Origin of the sequence: Pseudomonas sp. C9, from assembly GCF_002000165.1 — a bacterium.
Lineage (GTDB): Bacteria > Pseudomonadota > Gammaproteobacteria > Pseudomonadales > Pseudomonadaceae > Aquipseudomonas.
Window position 1 is genome coordinate 4,451,283 of sequence record NZ_MPAK01000001.1, and the last position, 18,356, is coordinate 4,469,638.

17 protein-coding genes are annotated in these 18,356 nt (G+C 58.2%); 9 read left to right on the forward strand and 8 right to left on the reverse strand.

All coding sequences use genetic code 11. The annotated features are described in order from the left end of the window. Positions 1 to 272: 272 nt before the first annotated feature. Complete coding sequence (locus BMS17_RS20830) at positions 273 to 815, reverse strand: cytochrome b (protein ID WP_077431627.1); 543 nt, start codon at positions 813 to 815, stop codon at positions 273 to 275. Between the two features lie 203 nt (positions 816 to 1,018). Between BMS17_RS20830 and BMS17_RS20835 the strand changes: the two genes are divergently transcribed. The 8 genes from BMS17_RS20835 to BMS17_RS30480 all read left to right on the forward strand — a co-directional run bounded on the left by BMS17_RS20835 (position 1,019) and on the right by BMS17_RS30480 (position 10,072). Further along, positions 1,019 to 1,696: a thermostable hemolysin gene (locus tag BMS17_RS20835; RefSeq protein WP_077431628.1), complete on the forward strand. Its 678-nt coding sequence runs from the start codon at positions 1,019 to 1,021 to the stop codon at positions 1,694 to 1,696. Continuing rightward, positions 1,686 to 3,167, forward strand: a complete 1,482-nt coding sequence (locus BMS17_RS20840; protein ID WP_077431629.1) for an AMP-binding protein — start codon at positions 1,686 to 1,688, stop codon at positions 3,165 to 3,167. The genes BMS17_RS20835 and BMS17_RS20840 overlap by 11 nt, the downstream gene beginning before the upstream one ends. Further along, a complete protein-coding gene (locus BMS17_RS20845) occupies positions 3,164 to 3,838 on the forward strand; it encodes a TenA family transcriptional regulator (RefSeq protein WP_077431630.1) in 675 nt (224 codons plus the stop codon). The genes BMS17_RS20840 and BMS17_RS20845 overlap by 4 nt, the downstream gene beginning before the upstream one ends. After that, positions 3,825 to 4,634, forward strand: a complete 810-nt coding sequence (locus tag BMS17_RS20850; protein WP_077431631.1) for an SDR family oxidoreductase — start codon at positions 3,825 to 3,827, stop codon at positions 4,632 to 4,634. The genes BMS17_RS20845 and BMS17_RS20850 overlap by 14 nt, the downstream gene beginning before the upstream one ends. Beyond that, complete coding sequence (locus BMS17_RS20855; protein WP_077431632.1) at positions 4,631 to 5,275, forward strand: hypothetical protein; 645 nt, start codon at positions 4,631 to 4,633, stop codon at positions 5,273 to 5,275. Before BMS17_RS20850 ends, BMS17_RS20855 begins: the two co-directional genes overlap by 4 nt. Positions 5,276 to 5,286: 11 nt before the next feature. Beyond that, positions 5,287 to 5,946 carry a response regulator gene (locus BMS17_RS20860; RefSeq protein WP_077431633.1) on the forward strand — a complete coding sequence of 220 codons (660 nt, stop codon included), beginning with the start codon at positions 5,287 to 5,289 and terminating at the stop codon, positions 5,944 to 5,946. Then, positions 5,947 to 7,314, forward strand: coding sequence for an ATP-binding protein (locus BMS17_RS20865; RefSeq protein WP_077431634.1), 1,368 nt, complete (start codon positions 5,947 to 5,949; stop codon positions 7,312 to 7,314). Between the two features lie 856 nt (positions 7,315 to 8,170). Beyond that, positions 8,171 to 10,072, forward strand: a complete 1,902-nt coding sequence (locus BMS17_RS30480) for an autotransporter domain-containing protein (protein WP_218191605.1) — start codon at positions 8,171 to 8,173, stop codon at positions 10,070 to 10,072. A gap of 614 nt (positions 10,073 to 10,686) precedes the next feature. Here BMS17_RS30480 and BMS17_RS20875 read toward each other — a convergent pair. Then, positions 10,687 to 10,926, reverse strand: coding sequence for a hypothetical protein (locus tag BMS17_RS20875; RefSeq protein WP_077431636.1), 240 nt, complete (start codon positions 10,924 to 10,926; stop codon positions 10,687 to 10,689). A gap of 502 nt (positions 10,927 to 11,428) precedes the next feature. Between BMS17_RS20875 and BMS17_RS20880 the strand changes: the two genes are divergently transcribed. Continuing rightward, positions 11,429 to 11,773: a cupin domain-containing protein gene (locus BMS17_RS20880; RefSeq protein ID WP_077431637.1), complete on the forward strand. Its 345-nt coding sequence runs from the start codon at positions 11,429 to 11,431 to the stop codon at positions 11,771 to 11,773. A 256-nt stretch (positions 11,774 to 12,029) separates the two neighbouring features. Here the strand turns inward: BMS17_RS20880 and BMS17_RS20885 are convergent, their stop codons facing one another. From BMS17_RS20885 to BMS17_RS20910, 6 genes are all read right to left on the reverse strand, one after another. Beyond that, entirely contained in the window at positions 12,030 to 13,301 is a 1,272-nt protein-coding gene (locus tag BMS17_RS20885; protein ID WP_077431638.1) for an OprD family porin, read from the reverse strand. A gap of 73 nt (positions 13,302 to 13,374) precedes the next feature. After that, a complete protein-coding gene (gene mhpT / locus BMS17_RS20890) occupies positions 13,375 to 14,580 on the reverse strand; it encodes a 3-(3-hydroxy-phenyl)propionate transporter MhpT (protein WP_077431639.1) in 1,206 nt (401 codons plus the stop codon). 84 nt (positions 14,581 to 14,664) lie between these two features. Beyond that, on the reverse strand, positions 14,665 to 15,684 hold the full coding sequence (gene dmpG / locus BMS17_RS20895; protein ID WP_077431640.1) for a 4-hydroxy-2-oxovalerate aldolase: 1,020 nt from the start codon (positions 15,682 to 15,684) through the stop codon (positions 14,665 to 14,667). A gap of 10 nt (positions 15,685 to 15,694) precedes the next feature. Then, positions 15,695 to 16,630, reverse strand: a complete 936-nt coding sequence (locus BMS17_RS20900; RefSeq protein WP_077431641.1) for an acetaldehyde dehydrogenase (acetylating) — start codon at positions 16,628 to 16,630, stop codon at positions 15,695 to 15,697. A gap of 32 nt (positions 16,631 to 16,662) precedes the next feature. Then, on the reverse strand, positions 16,663 to 17,457 hold the full coding sequence (mhpD, locus tag BMS17_RS20905; RefSeq protein WP_077431642.1) for a 2-keto-4-pentenoate hydratase: 795 nt from the start codon (positions 17,455 to 17,457) through the stop codon (positions 16,663 to 16,665). 14 nt (positions 17,458 to 17,471) lie between these two features. After that, positions 17,472 to 18,341: an alpha/beta fold hydrolase gene (locus BMS17_RS20910; protein WP_077431643.1), complete on the reverse strand. Its 870-nt coding sequence runs from the start codon at positions 18,339 to 18,341 to the stop codon at positions 17,472 to 17,474. Between the last annotated feature and the right edge of the window lie 15 nt (positions 18,342 to 18,356).

Here is an 18,356-nt window from a genome sequence, read left to right on the forward strand (position 1 = left end):
GCATAACTGCGACTCTGCTTCATCAAATTTATCGGCGACTTTCAAAAAGTGTTGTCCACCCGCTGCTGAGACAGATTTCTTGCAGCGGGCTGTTGGGGAATGTAAAGCAAAGCGAATTTTTTCGGGAAGAACCCCAGCCCTGAGCGAGTTGATCAACCCAGCACGGCCCTTGATTGCTTAATGCTTTGACGAAGTACCGTTGCTCCCGAGTGTCCATTAATGACCCAACGCAAGCCCATGGACACACGCAGCCAAAATCAAGGCAAAGCCAGTTAACGCCTTGGTAGCAGCCGGGATAAAGTGTTGTCACCTACGTAATAATGATGCAATAGCCCTGCCGTTGCATGCAGGCCGATCAGCCAGTAACCGGCACTGCCGAGCAGTTCGTGCCAGTACTTGAATTGCTTGGCCAGGTCAGGATTGACCGCTAACGGCGCCGGCAGGAAAAACTCGAAGTAAGGTATCGGTTTATCTGCTGCTACCAGCATCAGCCAAGCCAGTAACGGAGTGACAATCATCAGCAGATACAGTGCCGTCTGCATCAGACGCGAAACCCCGGTCTGCCAGGCAGATGGCGCCGGAGTGATCGGTGGGCGCGGTGTCAGCCGTCCGAACAGGCGGACCCAGACCAGGGCGAAGATGCTCATGCCGAACAAACTGTGCAACCCGAGAAACATACCCCTCAAGGTATTTCCGCGGGGCAACAACCCCTTGATTTCGATGCAGGCGTATACGCCAACAAATAGCGCCAGCATCAGCCAGTGCAACGTGATCGACAGTGTGCCGTAGCGCTGTGGGATTTTATCGCGGGTCATCGTAGGCCTCGTGCAAGTCATTGGCCGCCGAGTCATTCGAGCGGCCTGGTTCCGGCTATCACCGAAACGAAGGTCGCCAAGCTGCCCGCGCAGCCTTAAGGCAATCTGAAGACCGCATTTGGTCAATCTTTTTGTCATCTTCAGACTTCGTTAAGACATGCCTTTGATAATTCTCCCCAATTGATATGGGGAGGCGTTTTCCAATGTCCGATTTCAACTGGAATATTCAGTTGCCGCTGCACTTCGGTAATGCCGAAACACCGAAGTCGCATCTCGTCAGAGCATTGCGGGACGACCCGCAACGGTCTGCCTTCGAAGCCTTTATCCAGCAACGTTTTCGCAAGGCCCACGGTGCCGACATTCGCCATTTCATGCCGGAACTCTTTGGCATGTGCGATGCGTCCGGCGTGCTGTGCGCGGTAGCCGGTGTACGTCTGGCAAGCGCCGAACCGCTGTTTCTGGAGGGTTACCTCGACGAGGCGATTGATCCGCTGATCAGTGATGCTGCCGGCCAGGCCGTAGATCGATCAGCCATTGTCGAGGTAGGGAATCTGGCAGCCAACGACACCGGCAGTGCACGGATGAGCATCATTGCAATGACCTATCTGCTAGCCATGGGTGGATTGGAATGGGTGGCCTTTACCGGAAACCTGGGGTTGGTGAACAGCTTTCATCGCTTGGGTTTGAAGCCTGTGACGCTGTGCGCTGCCGACCCTGCGCGACTGGGTGAGGACCGTCACGCCTGGGGCAGCTATTACGAAAGCAAACCCTGGATCCACGTTGGCAACATCCGCGCCGGATTCATTCATTTACGCAATATCGGCCTGTTTAGTCGCCTCGGTTTACCAACCTCTGTTGAGGGATCTTGCCATGTCGCCTGAAATGGAACGTTTTAGACAAACCCTGCGCAACCATGCCGAGCGTAAAACCAATGCTACCGCGTTGTGGGACGATCAGTTGAAGGTGGACTACTCCACGCTGTATGCCGAAGTTGTGTATCGCCAACAGCGCTTGCGCGATGAAAAGGTCAAGGTCGTTGCATTGGCGCTGGATAATGGCGTCGAAGCCATGCTCTGGGACTTGGCCGCGTTGTTCGAAGGCTTGACCTGCGTGACCTTGCCGCCTTTTTTCAGTCCGGCGCAACGCAAGCATTGCCTGGAACAAAGCCAGGCCGAACGGGTGATTGCCGGGCCGTCACTGCACGACGAACTGCAAGCGGCCGGGTATCAGAAGGTCGGCGAGTTCTGGCGCCGCACCTTCAGTGGCTCAAACCGGATGCATGAAGATACGGCCAAACTCACCTTCACCTCGGGTACTACCGGCACCCCCAAAGGTGTGTGTTTGAGTGCCGAGAGTATTTTGCGAGTCACCCGTGAGCTGGATCTGGCCAGCAGTCCCACCAATCCACAACACCACTTGGCCCTGCTGCCGTTGGCCATTTTGCTGGAGAACATCGGTTGTTATGCCGCGTTGTACGCGGGCGCGACCTTAAGCCTGCCTAGCCAGAAATCCTTGGGCATGCAGGGAGCCAGCGGTGTGGATGTGCAGCAACTGCTGGCATGCCTGGCCAGCCGATCCCCCCAGAGCCTGATTCTGGTGCCGCAGTTGCTGCTGGTGTTGGTCAGCGCAGCCGAACAGAAAGCTTTCGATCCACAGCACCTGCGTTTTGCCGCAGTGGGTGGTGCCCGGACTTCCGAAGATTTGCTCCAGCGTGCACAGCGCGTGGGAGTGCCGGTCTACGAAGGTTACGGACTGTCGGAATGTGCGTCGGTGGTATGCCTCAGTCAGCCGAAAGCACGGCGCCTGGGCAGTGTCGGACGGCCATTGCCCCATGTGACCATTCGTCTGGACAGTGACGGCGAAGTGCTGATCAAGGGGGCCACTTTGCTGGGTTACCTGGGCGAAGCGCCGCACACCGCCGAGTGGTGGCCCAGTGGCGATCTTGGTGAGTTCGACGCCGACGGTTTTCTCTACATCAAGGGACGCAGGAAGCATCAGTTCGTCACCAGTTTCGGTCGCAACGTGAACCCTGAGTGGGTTGAAGCAGAGCTGACTCAGCGTCGTCATATCGCTCAGGCCTTCGTCTATGGCGAAGCCATGCCACACAACCATGCATTGCTCTGGCCGCACCGCGCGGACTGCACGGATGAGCAACTGGCCGCCGCCGTGGCTCAGACCAACGAGGCGCTGCCCGATTATGCCCAGGTCCATCACTGGACCCGCTTGACTCAACCCTTCACGCCTACCAATTGCCTGCTGACTGCCAACGGCCGCCCTCGCCGTGACGCCATCGTCGAGCGCTATCTGGCACAACTGACCCCATCTGCATTTTCCGAGGAGTCCGCGCTATGAGTTTTTTCGAGACGCTGCAAGAAGCCACTGAACAAGAGCGCATTGAGTTGTTCAACTTGCCGATCATCCGAGATGCGCTGGAAGGTAACGTCAGTCTTGAAAGCTATCGGGCCTTTCTGACACAGGCCTATTACCACGTGCGCCATACCGTGCCGTTGATGATGGCCTGCGGTGCGCGCCTGCCGTTACGTCTGGAATGGCTGCGTGAAGCGGTGTGCGAGTACATCGAGGAGGAATATGGCCACGAACAATGGGTACTCAACGATATTGAAGCGTGTGGTGGTGACAGAGGGGCAGTGCTCAACAGGCGACCGTCCTTGCCCATCGAATTGATGGTCAGCTTCCTCTATGACCTGATTGCCCGGGACAACCCGGTGGGGTTGTTCGGCATGGTCAACGTACTCGAAGGCACCAGCATCGCCCTGGCTACCCACGCCGCCGGCAGCATTCGCGAACGCCTGGATCTGCCGGAAAGCGCCTTCAGCTACCTCAGTTCCCACGGCTCACTGGATATCGAACATATGCAGACCTACCGCCGACTGATGAACAGACTGGAGGATCCGGACGATCAGGCTGCCGTCGTTCACGCTTCCAAAGTGGTCTACCGGCTCTACACCGCTATGTTCCGTGGCTTGCCGCGGGACGGGGAGAATCTGCATGCGCTTGCCTGAAGCACGTGTCGTATTGACGGGTGCCAGTGGCGGCATTGGGCTGGCCATCGCCACAGCGCTGTGCGTCAGTGGCGCCCAAGTGTTGGCAGTGGCCCGGCATCGAGAACCGTTGGAACCTTTGCTTAAACGCTACCCCAAAAACCTGTGCTGGGTAGGCGTCGACCTGACCTTGCTCGCCGAGCGCCGCGAGGTGCTGGCAGAGGCCGAAAGCATGGGGGGCATCAACCTGCTGATCAATGCCGCCGGGGTCAATCATTTCGCCATGCTCGAACAATTGGATGACGGCGAGATCAATGCGATGTTGGCGGTAAACATCAGTGCGCCGATTTGCCTGACCAAAATCCTGCTGCCACTGCTCAAGCAGGCTGATAGCGCCATGGTGGTGAACGTCGGCTCCACGTATGGCTCCATTGGCTACCCCGGCTACGCCAGCTATTGCGCGACCAAATTTGCCCTGCGCGGGTTTTCCGAAGCCCTGCGCCGGGAGCTGGCAGACACACGAGTCAGTGTGCTCTATGTCGCCCCGCGAGCCACCCGCACTAGCATGAACAGCCCAGCAGCCCAAGCGCTGAATGATGCGCTCAAAGCCAATGTCGATGATCCGCAAACCGTGGCAGCCGCTGTGATGCATGCCATTGCCGGTGATCGTCGCGACTTGTACCTGGGCTGGCCCGAGCGTTTTTTTGTACGCCTCAACAGTTTGCTGCCCCACTTGGTGGACCGTGGCTTGCGCAAGCAGTTACCGCTGATCCGCCGCCTGAGCCAGAAAACAGACCCGGAGAATCTCAAACCATGAAAAAGCTCATCGTATGTCTGCTATTCGGAGCCTTGAGCCAAAGTGTCTGGGCGCTGGATGCTGCCGATCAGCAGCGCCTGAATGGTATCCAGCAAAGTTGGGCGCACATTCAGTACGAATTGCCGGAGGGGCAACGAACCGCCGCATTTGAAAAGCTTGCCGCGCAAGCTTCAAACTTTACTCAAGAACGCCAAACGTTGGCTGAAGCGTGGATTTGGTCCGGCATCGTCACCAGCAGTTGGGCCGGCGCCCAAGGCGGGCTCGGGGCGCTGAGCAAGGTCAAGGATGCGAAAGCGGATCTGGAAAAAGCGCTGGCCCTGGACCCCAAGGCCCTACAAGGCTCAGCCTACACCAGCCTCGGCGCCCTGTATGACCGTGTGCCGGGTTGGCCCATCGGGTTCGGCGACTCGGACAAAGCCGGACAGTTGCTCGAACTTGCCTTGCGAATGAACCCGAATGGTATCGACCCCCTGTACTTCTGGGGTGATCACCTCTACCGTCAAAAGCGCTACCCTGACGCCAAAGCTGCCCTGCAAAAAGCCCTGCTGGCTGCCCCTCGTCCTGGCCGAGAAACTGCCGATGCCGGGCGCCGCAAAGAGATTGAATTGCTGTTGGTCGACGTTAACAAGAAACTCAGCTGACAGGAGTCCGTGTGCGCTTACTACTGATAGAAGATGACGTGGCTCTCGGCGAGGGCATTGATCAGGCCCTCAGCCGTGAAGGTTACACCGTCGACTGGTTGCAGGACGGCAGTAGCGCTTTGCACTCGATGCTCAGTGAAACCTTTGATCTGGCAGTACTCGACCTTGGCCTGCCGCGCATGGACGGTCTCGAAGTACTGAGACGATTGCGTGACAGTGGCTCCGATCTGCCGGTGCTGATCCTTACCTCACGTGATGCCACCGAAGACCGCATCGCTGGACTGGATGCCGGGGCCGATGATTACCTGATCAAACCTTTTGACCTGGCAGAACTGAAAGCCCGTATACGTGCGCTTTTGAGGCGCAGTGCTGGCCGCGCGCAATCGTTGATCGAACACGCAGGCATCACCCTGAACCCGGGCACCCAGCAAGTGCGTTATAAGGGCGAGCCGGTAGCGCTGACACCCAAGGAATACCAGTTGCTCCACGAATTGCTCTCGCCACCCGGCCGGGTGATGACCCGTGATCATCTGATGCAATTACTGTACGGTTGGAGCGAAGAAGCCGAGAGCAACACACTGGAAGTGCATATTCATCACCTGCGCAAAAAATTTTCCACCGACCTGATCCGCACCATCCGGGGTGTCGGCTACCTGGTGGAGGAGACGTAAATGACTTCGATCAGGCGTCGCACTCTGACATTAATCATTAGCCTGATGCTCGCCGGTCTCGCGGTGATTAGCCTGTTCAACCTGCATGACAGCAACCACGAAATTGCCGAAGTCTATGATGCCCAGTTGGCCCAAAACGCTCGCCTGCTGCAAGGCATCATGCGCATGCCAATGGCCGGCAAAGACCATGCTGATCTCTATCAAGCCTTCAATCAGGCCCTGAGCGAGGCAGAGCCCAGAGTCGACGGGCATCCCTATGAAACGAAAATTGCCTTTCAGGTCTGGAATCGTAAAAGTGAAGTGCTGGTGCATACCGCCAGTGCACCCTCATTCAACGCTCCCCCGTCGATAACCGGCTTCAGTGATGTGGTGGACCTCAATAACCGCCACTGGCGTGCCTTCCTTCTGGTAGACAAGCAGAACGGTTTGCGCATCTGGGTGGGCGAACGAGATGACGTCCGATCGGACATGGTGGACCGGATCGTACGCCACACCTTGTGGCCAAATATTCTGGGAAGTCTTTTGCTGGCCGCCATGATTTGGCTCGCCATCGGCTGGGGACTGAAACCTTTGGTCAACATGGCTGCAACGTTGCGGGCCCGGCAGCCCGGCTCACTCGAACCCTTGCAATTGACGCCGTTACCCACTGAGCTTGAACCCATGCAGGCAGCCCTCAACCGAATGCTCGCGCAGATTCAGGAAGTCATGGGGCGTGAGCGGCGCTTTATCGCTGACGCCGCACACGAAATGCGTACACCGCTCGCCGTGCTCAGGGTGCATGCCCAAAACCTGATGGAGCCGGGGAGTGAAGAAGATCGTCGGGCATCGCTTGAACACTTGATTTCTGGCGTGGACCGTACCAGCCGATTGGTTAATCAATTACTCACGATGGCGCGCATCGAACCTCAAGCAGAAACACGCCCCCCTGCAGCGATTGATCTGACAGCCACCGTTCGCGACAGTCTGGTTCAATTAACGCCCTGGCTACTAAGCCGGGATCTCGAACTGGTTTTTGATGTCAGCGATGACATTAATCTGGTGAAAGTCGACCCGACAGCCATCGATATTGCCTTGAACAACCTGGTAACCAATGCGGCGAAGTACTCCCCTGCGCATGGATTGATCACTGTAAGGCTGACCAAAAAAGAAAACTGCTATGAATTGTCTGTTGAGGACGAGGGACCGGGTATCAACGAAGAAGATCACGATCGGCTTTTTGAGCGTTTTTACAGCCGCGGAAATGACCAAGGTGCAGGATTGGGACTGACCATTGTTCGGGCCATTGCGGAACGCTTTGGCGGCCAGATTGAACTAGAGAATCGTACCCCCACAGGATTGCGCGCCACGTTAGAGTTTTGCCGGTTTTGACGCTGCCATTCTTTTTTGAGCGACCGCTTTTGGCCGATTGTGTTGAAAAAGTCGGCTTCGGTTTTTGGGTCAGAAAAGTACGCGTCTGAGATTGAAATCCACACTACGCACAGAAGGATCAGGACTCAGATTTTACGTAGCAGCGTACAAAAATGAAGTTTTTACCACTCAATGCATTACCCATTTGATCCGGTCGACTTTTTCAACACAATCGGCCGTTTTCTGCCTGTCACGAAGGGTTGAATCCACAACCCTTTGCCGACGTTCATAACGCACCGTTGATGAAGGGGGGGAAAGCGTCTCTGGTCGACTTCTGCCTCTGACGAGGAACGCTAGCGAACCAGGCTGTGAAAACGTATGCGCCGTTGGTTCATGGTGAGTCTGGGATATCCCGACTAACCTGTTCTCTGCCTTCTACGCGAAGGGGGACAACTCGGACTGACAGGCGACTGGCTGCACTGCGCATGACGCGATCAGTTGCCCTGTTCTAACGGAGGAGAGCAACGTGGCGCGTTATCTACCTATCCTGGTGTTCACGATCGGATTAGCGCAGGTGTCACCGGTATTTGCCGAAACTTTCGTCTGGACGGGGTTTGGTTGTTATACGTGCCCCGGGTCTTGGACGCCTCAAGGTCCCCCCGATACAGCGGGAGAGGACGCTCTGTTTCGCGAGTTCGGCGCTAACAGGGTCGAAATGGCCTTCCCGCCAGGGGTAGGCCCATCATCTTGGGTATTCGCAGCCAACGGTCAAGATTACGTAATAGTAGGCTTTCCAATTGCCTTCAGCGGCCCCGGCCTGATCAGCAACTCTTCCGACCTGATCGTCATCGGTAATAACCTCATGGGGAACGGTGGTGTGACCCAGAACGGCGGTGGGACGCTGGTACTGAACGGAGACAATACGTACACCGGCGGCACCACCATCAACGCCGGTACTCTTTCAGTCAACGCGGATAACAACCTCGGGGCCTCAACTGGGTCGTTGACCATCGGCGACGGCAGACTCAACACCAAGCAGACTTTTGCGACAAGCCGCTCGGTCACCCTGACCGGCAACGCCACACTCACACAATCTGTCGATACCGGCTTCACCCTGAACGGCGTAATCAGTGGCTCCGGCTCTCTGGCCCTGGACGGTGATGGCGGTCCAGGCGGGCTGGTGACTCTCAATGCTGACAACACCTACACAGGTACGACCAACCTGAACAGCGGGTTGCTGTTCGTCAATGGCTCAATCGCAAGCTCCAGTCAGCTGATAACCAACTCGGGAACCCTCCTCGGCGGCACCGGCACACTACCGAGCAGCACCATCGGCGGCGTTGTTTCACCAGGCCCCGCCCGCAACTCTACCGGCACCCTCAGCATCGCCGGAAACCTGACCACCGCCCCCACGGCCAATTACATCGTGGACTTCAATCCAAGCGGCGCGCACGACCTGATTCACGCCACTGGCGTCGCTACGCTGAACAATGCCAACGCCACCACCGTACTCAACGGCTTTATCCCGGTGGTGAACCAGCGGTATGCGATCCTCACCGCCGACGGCGGCGTCAATGGCACGTTCAATTACCCGACCCGACAGCTGCCGCTGTCGACCGTCAGCCTCACCTACGACCAGAACAATGCCTACTTCCTCGTCGCCCGCAATCAGGTGCCTATTGGCGGCACACCACAACCGCCGATAGCGATCACCCCACCTCAAGAATCAACAGGGGGCGCCGTGGATGAGTTACCGCCAGACAACCCGATCCTCGGTGGGATCATCCTGTTGCCCACCGTGGGTGAAATCCGGGTTGCTCTCGATCAATTGTCCGGTCAACTCAACCCATCGCTCATGACCGTGATGCTGGAGGACAGCCACTTCGTACGGGACGCGGTCTTTGACCGTCTCAACACGCCATTGGGTGCGCCGATCACTCCCCACCAAGCGTCGGGCAACACGGTGCAACTGGCTCCGAACCTGACCGCATGGTTGCAAGGTGTCGGTGCCCACCGCGAACAAGGTGACCTGTCGGTTGATACCGGCGGGACGTTCCTGGGGTTTGACTCGCGCATCACCGACACCACAACACTGGGCGTTTTGCTCGGTTACACGCGGTCCAATGCAGACGCGCACTACGGCTCGGCCGATGGCGACAATTACACCCTCGGCGCGTACGTCGGTACGCTGCTCGGGCCGTGGTCGCTCAAGGCAGGCACCAGCTACACATTCAATGAGATCGATACTCGCAGGACGGTGAATTTCAACAGTTTCAGTGACTCTCCTCACGCCGATTACTCAGCCAATACCACTCAGGTTTTCAGCGATGTCGGGTACAAATTAAACGCGGGGCCCGTGGTGCTGGAACCGTATGTCGACATCGCATGGGTAAAGGTGAGCGCCGATGGGTTTACCGAACAAGGTGGGCCTGCCGCTCTCACAGTGGACAGCAGCAACAACGACGTGACGTACAGCACCTTGGGGGTGCGACCCAGCTACGCCTTCCTCGCCAATAACGTGCCCATGAGAGTGAAGGGCGGGTTGGGCTGGCGCCACACGTTCGGTGACCTCGAACCCTCCGACAAAAACGCATTCGCCCGGACCACCAATATATTCGCGATCCCCGGGGTACCGCTGGCCGAGGACGTGACGGTCGTCAATTTGGGGGTAGAAGCCGCTCTGACCCCGAGTACCAGCCTGGGCCTGATCTACAACGGCCAATTAGCCAGCGACACGCATGAGAACGGTCTCGTGGGTTTGTTGCGGGTAACGTTCTAATAGCCTCCCAAGTGTGCAGGTTGGCCGGAAGGTGGAGCGAGTGATCGGCAACGGCTGGTGAGCGCTCAACGTCTGGCCCGTCACGTAGCGTTCATTGCGAGCCTCAATTAACACCACATGAGAATCTTCGACAGGTTGAATCCACAGCCGAAAGCCGCCACCCCGGTGGCACCATCACCGCAAACGTCATCTCTTGAAGGAAGCCCTCGAACCCTGGTCCTTGGGTGGTTTAGCCCAAAATTTTGGGTGAGCGAACCCCTTGTAGGGGCATTTTTCACGACTCGAAGATACCGTTTGAGTGCAATTACTGAGCCCGGACTTTACCTATGCCAAATGGCTTGGATTTTGCTCAAGTGCTCATACTCAAGCATTCATTGAATGCGGTATCCGGAGATTCGAGCCATGTGGGCAAAAACTCTGCTTCTCGGCCTGATGTTTGGAATCGGGATCGTTACTAGCGGCTTGGCTACAAGCATGATCCTGTTTTGGTGCGAGTTGTGTTAGCCACCACTCCTTCCGCTGTTGGTCGCTTTCTTGGTTCGACCGTGCTGGTCAGGCCGGATGAAGGCAGTTGTCAGATCGGATGCAAATGACCGGTCAGATCAAGCACGCGGTCAAGTCAGTGCTTTTTCTGATCCATAAAGAGCTGTCCGTACGGTCTCGACCAAATCTATCAGAGCGCCATCGTACGCTGCGTTTGCTGCGCTCAACTCCTGGACGCGGACTATCCGCGTCGATTCATTCGCCGTACTCGCGGCATTCTCTAGCGCGTCCATAGCATCCAACACTGCTTGCTGAGCGGTGTCGACTATGGCGAGTTGGTCAGCCAACACTTTCGGATCAATCGTCAGCATCGCGTGGTTTCCTTTCCTATGTATGCGCACCGTTGTACGGTTCTGGCCCGGTGAATAATGTTTCCGGTTAGGGGTAAGTTTAGAGCGTGATGGGCTAAACGAGCGTACCGTGATACCAGACCAATAAAATCAACGTGATAAAACTGCGGTGAACGGAGCGGCTCTCATGACTCCTGTCGATAGGCTCACGTCGTGGCATGGAGTCTGGGTTCTCTCGGGCAATACCGTTATGTGCAGATCTTGCGGCGTTTGGCAGCCCGAATCAGAAAGAGAAAAGCTTTTTCCTCATACCCCGGAATGCCCGCGTTTAGGCGACAACCCATGGATAGGGCTGGATGAAGTTCAAGTCGGATTCAAAACTCAATGATGCATCAGGCCGCTTATGGCCGATTTCTACCTGTCGCGAAGGGCAGAAAATAACCCTTTGTCGCCTCTCGACTCATCACACCTTTAAGGGTGTCTACTTCTAGGTAGGCCCTGTAATTACAAAGAGGAGCGCGCGATGAGCGACGAACAGGCAGCACCTGAGACGAAAGGCGTTACGGTGAAGTTACTTTCAACGGTTGACCTTGGTCCTGAGATCGAGGGTATGGCAGGGCGCCAACTGAGAATGCGTATGGTGACCATCGAGCCTGGAGGCGTCTTCGGCCCGACTCACAACCATAAAGACAGGCCAGGCATCGTCTACATACTGCAGGGAACGATCACAGATCATCGTAGTGGAGTCGCCAGGGATTATGGGCCGGGAGTGGGTTGGCCCGAGGATAGAAACACCACACACTGGCTTGAGAACAGAGGCACGATTGCGGCGGTGGAGATCTCGGTCGATATTGTTAGGCAAGAGTAAGCTTTGATCCAACTGAAGTGGACCGGGTTTTATAGACAGATCCAAACGTCGAATTATGTCTGAAAACAACTTGGACTGACCGACTGCTCCTGGCCGTTTTCTGCCTGTCACGAAGAGCCGAAATCGACCAGCAGCAAGCGCTTGGCGCCCCCAGAAAACCATGAATCTGACGAATGGAAGCGGCTTGATTCAGTGACGGTGCGCTCGCATCTTCGTGATGCAAGTATTGGCGCCTCACACAGGAGCCGGCCGGAACTCACCATAAATTCCACGTGTAATCGATGTTAACCCGCAGCTCATTGTCATCTCGATGGCTGGCTTGTGCGCTGAAGTCGTTGCGGTACCAGGCGTTGCGCAACCGCAGCGCCAAGCCTTTCAGTTGGCCGCTCTGCAGCACATAGGACAGCTCGAAATCCTTTTCGCTCTCTGTCAGGTTGGAGCCTCCCAGCTTGGCTAGTTCGATATTGTCTCCACTTACGTAGCGCAGCATGCCATTCAGTCCCGGCACGCCAAGGCCTGCAAAATTGTAGTCATACCGTACCTGCCAACTGCGCTCTTTAGGGTTGAGGAACTCAGAGCTCAGAGTGCCTTCGGTGATCACTAACGGTTCGGTGCCGAACAGGTATGGCATGGCTGTCTTGCCTGTCAGTTGCATGTAGCCGGCACCGAATTTGTGGGCACCCAGGGCATACGTCAGCATCAGTGCCGCATTGCGGTTGTCCACCGGGCCGGCCCTGGCTGCACCGTCTTCACCGGTAACGAACAGACGAAAGTCGCTTTTCAGGCTGCCGGGGCCGATCGGGCGATTATCGACAAAGCCGTAGAAGTCCTTGCGGTACAGGTCAGCGAGCTCTGCGTGGTAGTACTTAAATGTCAATTGCGGCGACCAGGCATAGTCGCCGCCGAGGAAGGAAAAACGGTCCGACTCGGCGGCACCATTGAAGCGTCCATTGGGTGAGCCTACCGACATTTTCTGATAGTCGGTGGAGTCGCGCAGGTTGATGCGGTCCAGCCAGCCGACGTGCAGGGTCAGGTTGTCGATTTCCTGGGACTTGAGGTATGCGCCACGAAAGGTCTGTGGTAGCAGTCGGGTAGGGCTGGCGAAAGCGATCGGAAGAAACGTGCTTATGGTGCCCAATTGCAACTCGCTTTTCGATGCCCTGACCTTGGTCGTCAGACCCAGCTCCGAATATTCATCGGCCGGCTCACGGGTGGTGGCGCTGTACGGCAGCAGGCCGGTACCGGTGCGAGCGCGTGAAGAATCCAGGCGCACTCCCAGCAAACCTTGGGCGTCGAGGCCGAACCCCACTGGCCCTTCCGTATAACCTGAACGCACGTTGAGAATGAACCCCTGGGCCCACTCGCGGGCGGCGGCCTGGGGTGTGGCGTTCACGTAGTTACGATCGAAGTAAAAGTTTCGCATCGTCAGATCGGCGTGGCTGTCATCGACAAAACCGCTGGCACACGCCTGGCCAAAGTATAAAACGCAGGTGCAGGCGCTGAGCGCCCGAAGAGTAGTCTTGAGCATGCCGGTGTTCACTTTTATTGTTGTTGGGGATGAACCCGCACCGTTTCCGGCACGGGGTATTACGCGGGAGTTGTCAGTCAGGCTGAGCGCCGTTGCGGCGCACTGACAGGTAAAACATCGCGACTGCGGCGATGACGATTCCCGGCGCCGAAGCCAGCATCACTCCGGTCGTGCCGGTGCCCAAGGCGAGCATCTTGCCGGCCACCAGCGGGCCGCTCATTGCGCCGAGTCTGCCGATGGCCACCGCGCTGCCCACGCCCGTGGCGCGCACAGACGGGCTATAGAAATGCGGTGCCAAGGCATACAGCACGCATTGCCCGCCGGTGGCGAAAAAGCCCGCAATGAAACCGGCTGCCAGCATGCTTTCCAGTTGGCTGGCCATACCCAGAGCGGTCAGCGAAGCGAGAATGCCAATATAGATCAGGGCAGACAGGACCCAGGCTGGCAGTCGGTCCATTACCCAACCCAGCAGCAAGGTACCGACCGCAGCACCAAGCTGCAGAGCAAACATCACCCAACTGGCCTGTCGGCCGCTGAAACCCTGGCCGACCAACAAGCTGGGCAGCCAGTTGATCAATATGTACACGACCATGAGCGTAAAGAAATAACTCACCCAGATCATTGCGGTCGGCAGGGCCGCGCCCTCGCGGAACAGGCCCCGGACCACGCCGATGGGGGCGGTGTCCTGGACGCTGCGAAACTGCGCCGATTCCGGCAGATAAAGCCCTAGCAGAGGGACGATCAACAGCGGTACCAGACCACCGACGTAGAACACCACTTGCCAGCCACCGGCCAGTTGAGCGATGCCAATGCCAGCCGCCACCGCAGCACCCAGTGGCACGCCGCAATACATCAGGCTCACGGCCGTGCCGCGCAGACGCGGACCGGCCACTTCACTGGTCAGCGCGATCAAGTTGGGCAATGCGGCGCCCAAACCTATGCCCGTGAGGCAACGGGCAACCAGCAAGCTGTTGAAGTCCCAAGCCATGGCCGTGACTAGCGAGAACAGTCCGAACATCGCTACCGATGCCATCAGCACGCGCTTGCGGCCGATGCGGTCAGCTAGCAGGCCGCCCAGGAACGCACCGGGCAGCAGGCCGAAAATTCCGGCACTGAACACCCAGCTCATGTGCAATTTATCCAGTTCGAACGCGGCCGCCATGCCTTGGGCAGCGATCCCGGAGGCCTGTAGGTCAAGGCCCTCCATTAGGGCCACGAGGAAACACAGACCGATGGTCCGCGTGATGTGCAACGGTGTTGTCGGTTTTAGCGCAGTCATGGGTAGTACCCGTTTTATTGTTGTGTGGGCAAAGCAGGGCCGCCCGACCGCTGCGTGGGCGGTCAGTCGGTGTGGTGCTTGGTGTCAGCGCTTGAGCAGATCCAGCGCAACGTCGACGATCATGTCTTCCTGACCGCCGACCATCCGCCGTTTGCCCAGTTCGACGAGGATGTCGAGGGTCTTGAGGTCATACTTTTCAGCGGCAATTTCGGCGTGGCGCAAGAAGCTCGAATAGACCCCGGCGTAACCCAGTGCCAGGGTTTCGCGGTCGACCCGCACCGGACGGTCCTGCAACGGCCGAACGATGTCATCGGCCGCGTCCATCAGTGTGTAAAGGTCGGTACCGTGGTTCCAGCCCAGGCGCTCAGCCGCGGCGATGAACACCTCCAACGGTGCGTTACCGGCGCCGGCGCCCATGCCGGCGAGGCTGGCGTCGATGCGGTCGCAACCTTCCTCCACTGCGGTGATCGAGTTGGCCACGCCGAGCGACAGGTTGTGGTGAGCGTGCATGCCGGTTTCGGTGTCCGGCTTCAGCACAGCCTTGAACGCGCGGAATCGATCACGGATGTCCTGCATGTTCATCGCGCCGCCCGAGTCGGCCATGTACACGCAGGTCGCGCCGTAACTCTCCATCAGCTTGGCCTGGGCGGCCAACTGCTCGGCAGGGATCATGTGGCTCATCATCAGGAAACCGACGGTGTCCATGCCCAACTCGCGGGCGTATTCGATGTGCTGCTTCGACACGTCGGCCTCGGTGCAATGGGTGGCTATGCGCACCACCCGGGCTCCGGCGTTGTAGGCCGCTTTCAGGTCATGCACCGTGCCGATGCCGGGCAACAACAGCGTGGTGATTTTGGCGTGGCTAATCACATCGGCGGCGGCCTCGATCCATTCAAGATCAGTGTGCGCAGCAAAACCGTAGTTGAAACTCGACCCTTGTAGGCCATCGCCGTGGGCGACTTCGATACTGTCGACCTTGGCCTTGTCCAATGCGCGGGCAATGTCCTGCACATTCTGGATCGAATACTGGTGGCGAACGGCATGGCTGCCGTCGCGCAGGGTCACGTCGGAGATGTAGAGTTTTTTACCGGGATTGAAAGTCATTTCGGTCTCCTCAGGCGTTCAGCATCGACTGCGCCATCCGCTCGGCGGTGGCCAAGGCAGCGGAGGTCATGATGTCGAGATTCCCGGCGTAAGCCGGCAGGTAATGGGCGGCGCCTTCAACCTCGAGGAACACCGAAGTCTTCAGCCCGGAGAATTTTCCATGACCAGGAATGTTCAGCGGCGCATCTTCATGAATGACGTCGAACTGCACGTGTTGCTTCAGTCGATAGCCCGGCACATAAGCCTGCACGGCGGCCGCCATCTCGACGATGGAGGCCTCGACCAGCGCCTGGTCAGCCGCTTCGGACAATACAAACACGGTGTCGCGCATCATCAGTGGTGGCTCGGCCGGGTTCATCACGATGATCGCCTTGCCCTTCGCGGCGCCGCCGATCACTTCGATGGCCTTGGAGGTGGTTTCGGTGAATTCGTCGATGTTGGCACGGGTGCCGGGACCGGCGGATTTACTGGCAATCGAAGCGACGATTTCGGCGTAATGCACCTTGGCCACGCGGGACACCGCCGCGACCATCGGAATGGTCGCCTGGCCGCCGCAGGTGACCATGTTGACGTTGAGCTGGTCCAAGTTCTGTTCCAGATTGACCACTGGCACGCAATACGGGCCGATGGCAGCCGGCGTCAGGTCGATCAGGCGAATGTCGGGTTTGATCGAGCGCAGGAACGCATCGTTCTTGACGTGGGCACCGGCCGAGGTGGCATCGAAGACGAAGTCGATGTCCTTGAACACATCCATGCGGGTCAAGCCTTCAACGCCTTCGTGGGTGGTGGCCACCCCCATGCGCTGAGCGCGGGCCAGGCCGTCGGAGGCCGGGTCGATGCCGACCATGACCGCCATTTCCAGGTGCCTGGCGTTGCGCAGGATCTTGATCATCAGATCGGTGCCGATGTTTCCGGAACCGATGATGGCGACTTTGAGTTTGTTCATTGTTGTTGCCTCATTTGCACGCAAGTCACCGATCACTCGGCGGTGAACCCAATACCAACCCGACCAATGCCTTCGATCTCTGCCTCGAAACGATCACCGGCGGCGACCGGCACCATCGGCCCTAGTGCCCCGGTGAGAATGATGTCGCCCGCACGCAGCGGATCGCCCAGGCGAGCCATGGTGCAAGCCAGCCAGACGGCCGCATTGAGTGGATGACCGAGGCATTCGGTGCCACTGCCGCTGGACACTTCTTCACCATTGCGTGTCATGCGCATGCTGGCCTGGCGCAGGTCGAGCCCATCGATACGTCGAGCCGGGCCACCCAATACAAAGCAGCCACTGGAGGCGTTGTCAGCCACGGTATCAACGAAGCGGATGTTCCAGTCCTGGACCCGGCTGCCAACGATTTCCAGTGCCGGGACAACCCAGCCGGTGGCCGCCATCACGTCGGCAAACGTGGTGTCGGCGCGGGGCAGATCGTGTTCGAGGATCAAGGCTATTTCCGCCTCGATCTTCGGTTGCAGCACGCGACCTACTTTCACGCTTTCGTTGTCGCCGTAGCACATGTCGGCGAACAGGGTGCCGAAGTCCGGCTGGTCGACGCCCAGTTGCTGTTGAACCTTGGGGTTGGTCAGGCCGATCTTGCGCCCGACCACACGACGGCCGTTGGCCACGCCGTGGGTGACGTTGAGTCGCTGGATGGTGTAAGCGGCCTCGGCGCTGTCTTCACCAATCTGTTCGCGCAGAGGGGCGATGGCTTCGCCATCGGCCTCGGCATGGCGCAGGTCAGCGGCCAGTCTTTCCAGGGTGTGTTGAGTCAGGGTCATGTCAGCCTCGGTGGTCAGTGGGTCAGGAAATCCAGGACCATGCGGTTGAAGGTTTCGGCGTGTTCCCACTGGGCCCAGTGGCCGCAGCGATTGAACACGTGCAGTTGTGCATGGGGCAGGCCGGCCAGAAGGCGCAAGCCGGTGTCCATGGGCACGAAGCGATCTTCGCGGCCCCAGACGAGCAGCGTCTGGGCGGTGATTTCGTGCAGGCGGTGGCTGAAATCCGGAAATTGCTTGGGATTGAGAATGCTGCTCTTGACGAAATTTTCCAGGTGATCGCGGCGCGCCAGGATGTTGTCCAGGCGGGTCTGGAACAGTTCGTCGGTCAGACTGCTGGCGTCGAAGACGAAGACGTTCATCATCTTCTTCAGGTTTTCAATGGTCGGTTCGCGGTACAGCGCGCCGATCAGTTTGATGCCTTCGGTAGGTTGCGGCACGAAGGCGCTTGGGCCGCCGGTGCCGCCGCCCATCAGTATCAGTTTGCCGATGCGCTCAGGGTAGGCGAGGGCGAAGGCTACGGTGCTGTGACCGCCCATGGAGTTGCCGATGATGTGCACACGGTCCAGATCCAGTGCATCAACCAGCCCCTTGAGGGCACGGGCGTTGAGGTCTGAGCGCGAGCTGTCGCAAACAATCGGGTCACTTTTGCTCCAGCCCGGGCAATCCATCAGAATCACTCGGTAACCGGCGGTCACCAACGGTTCGATGTTGCGATGGAAGTTGGCCCAACCGCTGGCGCCGGGTCCGGAACCGTGGAGCATGACCACGGTTTCGACTCCCTGACCCACGTCGTTGTAATGCAGTCGCAGCTTCAACTCGCCTTCGCTGATGTCGACAAAACGGCTGGTAGAGGCTTCGGTGAAAGCTGGCGCAGTGGCAGTCATGGCAGTGTTCCTCGG

Bases quoted from the DNA above. Each gene is read 5' to 3' on its own strand.
- BMS17_RS20840 (WP_077431629.1), top strand. From the start codon at position 1,686: ATGTCGCCTGAAATGGAACGTTTTAGACAAACCCTGCGCAACCATGCC.
- BMS17_RS20835 (WP_077431628.1), top strand. From the start codon at position 1,019: ATGTCCGATTTCAACTGGAATATTCAGTTGCCGCTGCACTTCGGTAAT.
- BMS17_RS20855 (WP_077431632.1), top strand. From the start codon at position 4,631: ATGAAAAAGCTCATCGTATGTCTGCTATTCGGAGCCTTGAGCCAAAGT.
- mhpT (WP_077431639.1), bottom strand. From the start codon at position 14,580: ATGACTGCGCTAAAACCGACAACACCGTTGCACATCACGCGGACCATC.
- BMS17_RS20910 (WP_077431643.1), bottom strand. From the start codon at position 18,341: ATGACTGCCACTGCGCCAGCTTTCACCGAAGCCTCTACCAGCCGTTTT.
- dmpG (WP_077431640.1), bottom strand. From the start codon at position 15,684: ATGACTTTCAATCCCGGTAAAAAACTCTACATCTCCGACGTGACCCTG.
- BMS17_RS20875 (WP_077431636.1), bottom strand. From the start codon at position 10,926: ATGCTGACGATTGATCCGAAAGTGTTGGCTGACCAACTCGCCATAGTC.
- BMS17_RS20850 (WP_077431631.1), top strand. From the start codon at position 3,825: ATGCGCTTGCCTGAAGCACGTGTCGTATTGACGGGTGCCAGTGGCGGC.
- BMS17_RS20900 (WP_077431641.1), bottom strand. From the start codon at position 16,630: ATGAACAAACTCAAAGTCGCCATCATCGGTTCCGGAAACATCGGCACC.
- BMS17_RS20845 (WP_077431630.1), top strand. From the start codon at position 3,164: ATGAGTTTTTTCGAGACGCTGCAAGAAGCCACTGAACAAGAGCGCATT.
- mhpD (WP_077431642.1), bottom strand. From the start codon at position 17,457: ATGACCCTGACTCAACACACCCTGGAAAGACTGGCCGCTGACCTGCGC.
- BMS17_RS20830 (WP_077431627.1), bottom strand. From the start codon at position 815: ATGACCCGCGATAAAATCCCACAGCGCTACGGCACACTGTCGATCACG.
- BMS17_RS20880 (WP_077431637.1), top strand. From the start codon at position 11,429: ATGAGCGACGAACAGGCAGCACCTGAGACGAAAGGCGTTACGGTGAAG.
- BMS17_RS20865 (WP_077431634.1), top strand. From the start codon at position 5,947: ATGACTTCGATCAGGCGTCGCACTCTGACATTAATCATTAGCCTGATG.
- BMS17_RS20885 (WP_077431638.1), bottom strand. From the start codon at position 13,301: ATGCTCAAGACTACTCTTCGGGCGCTCAGCGCCTGCACCTGCGTTTTA.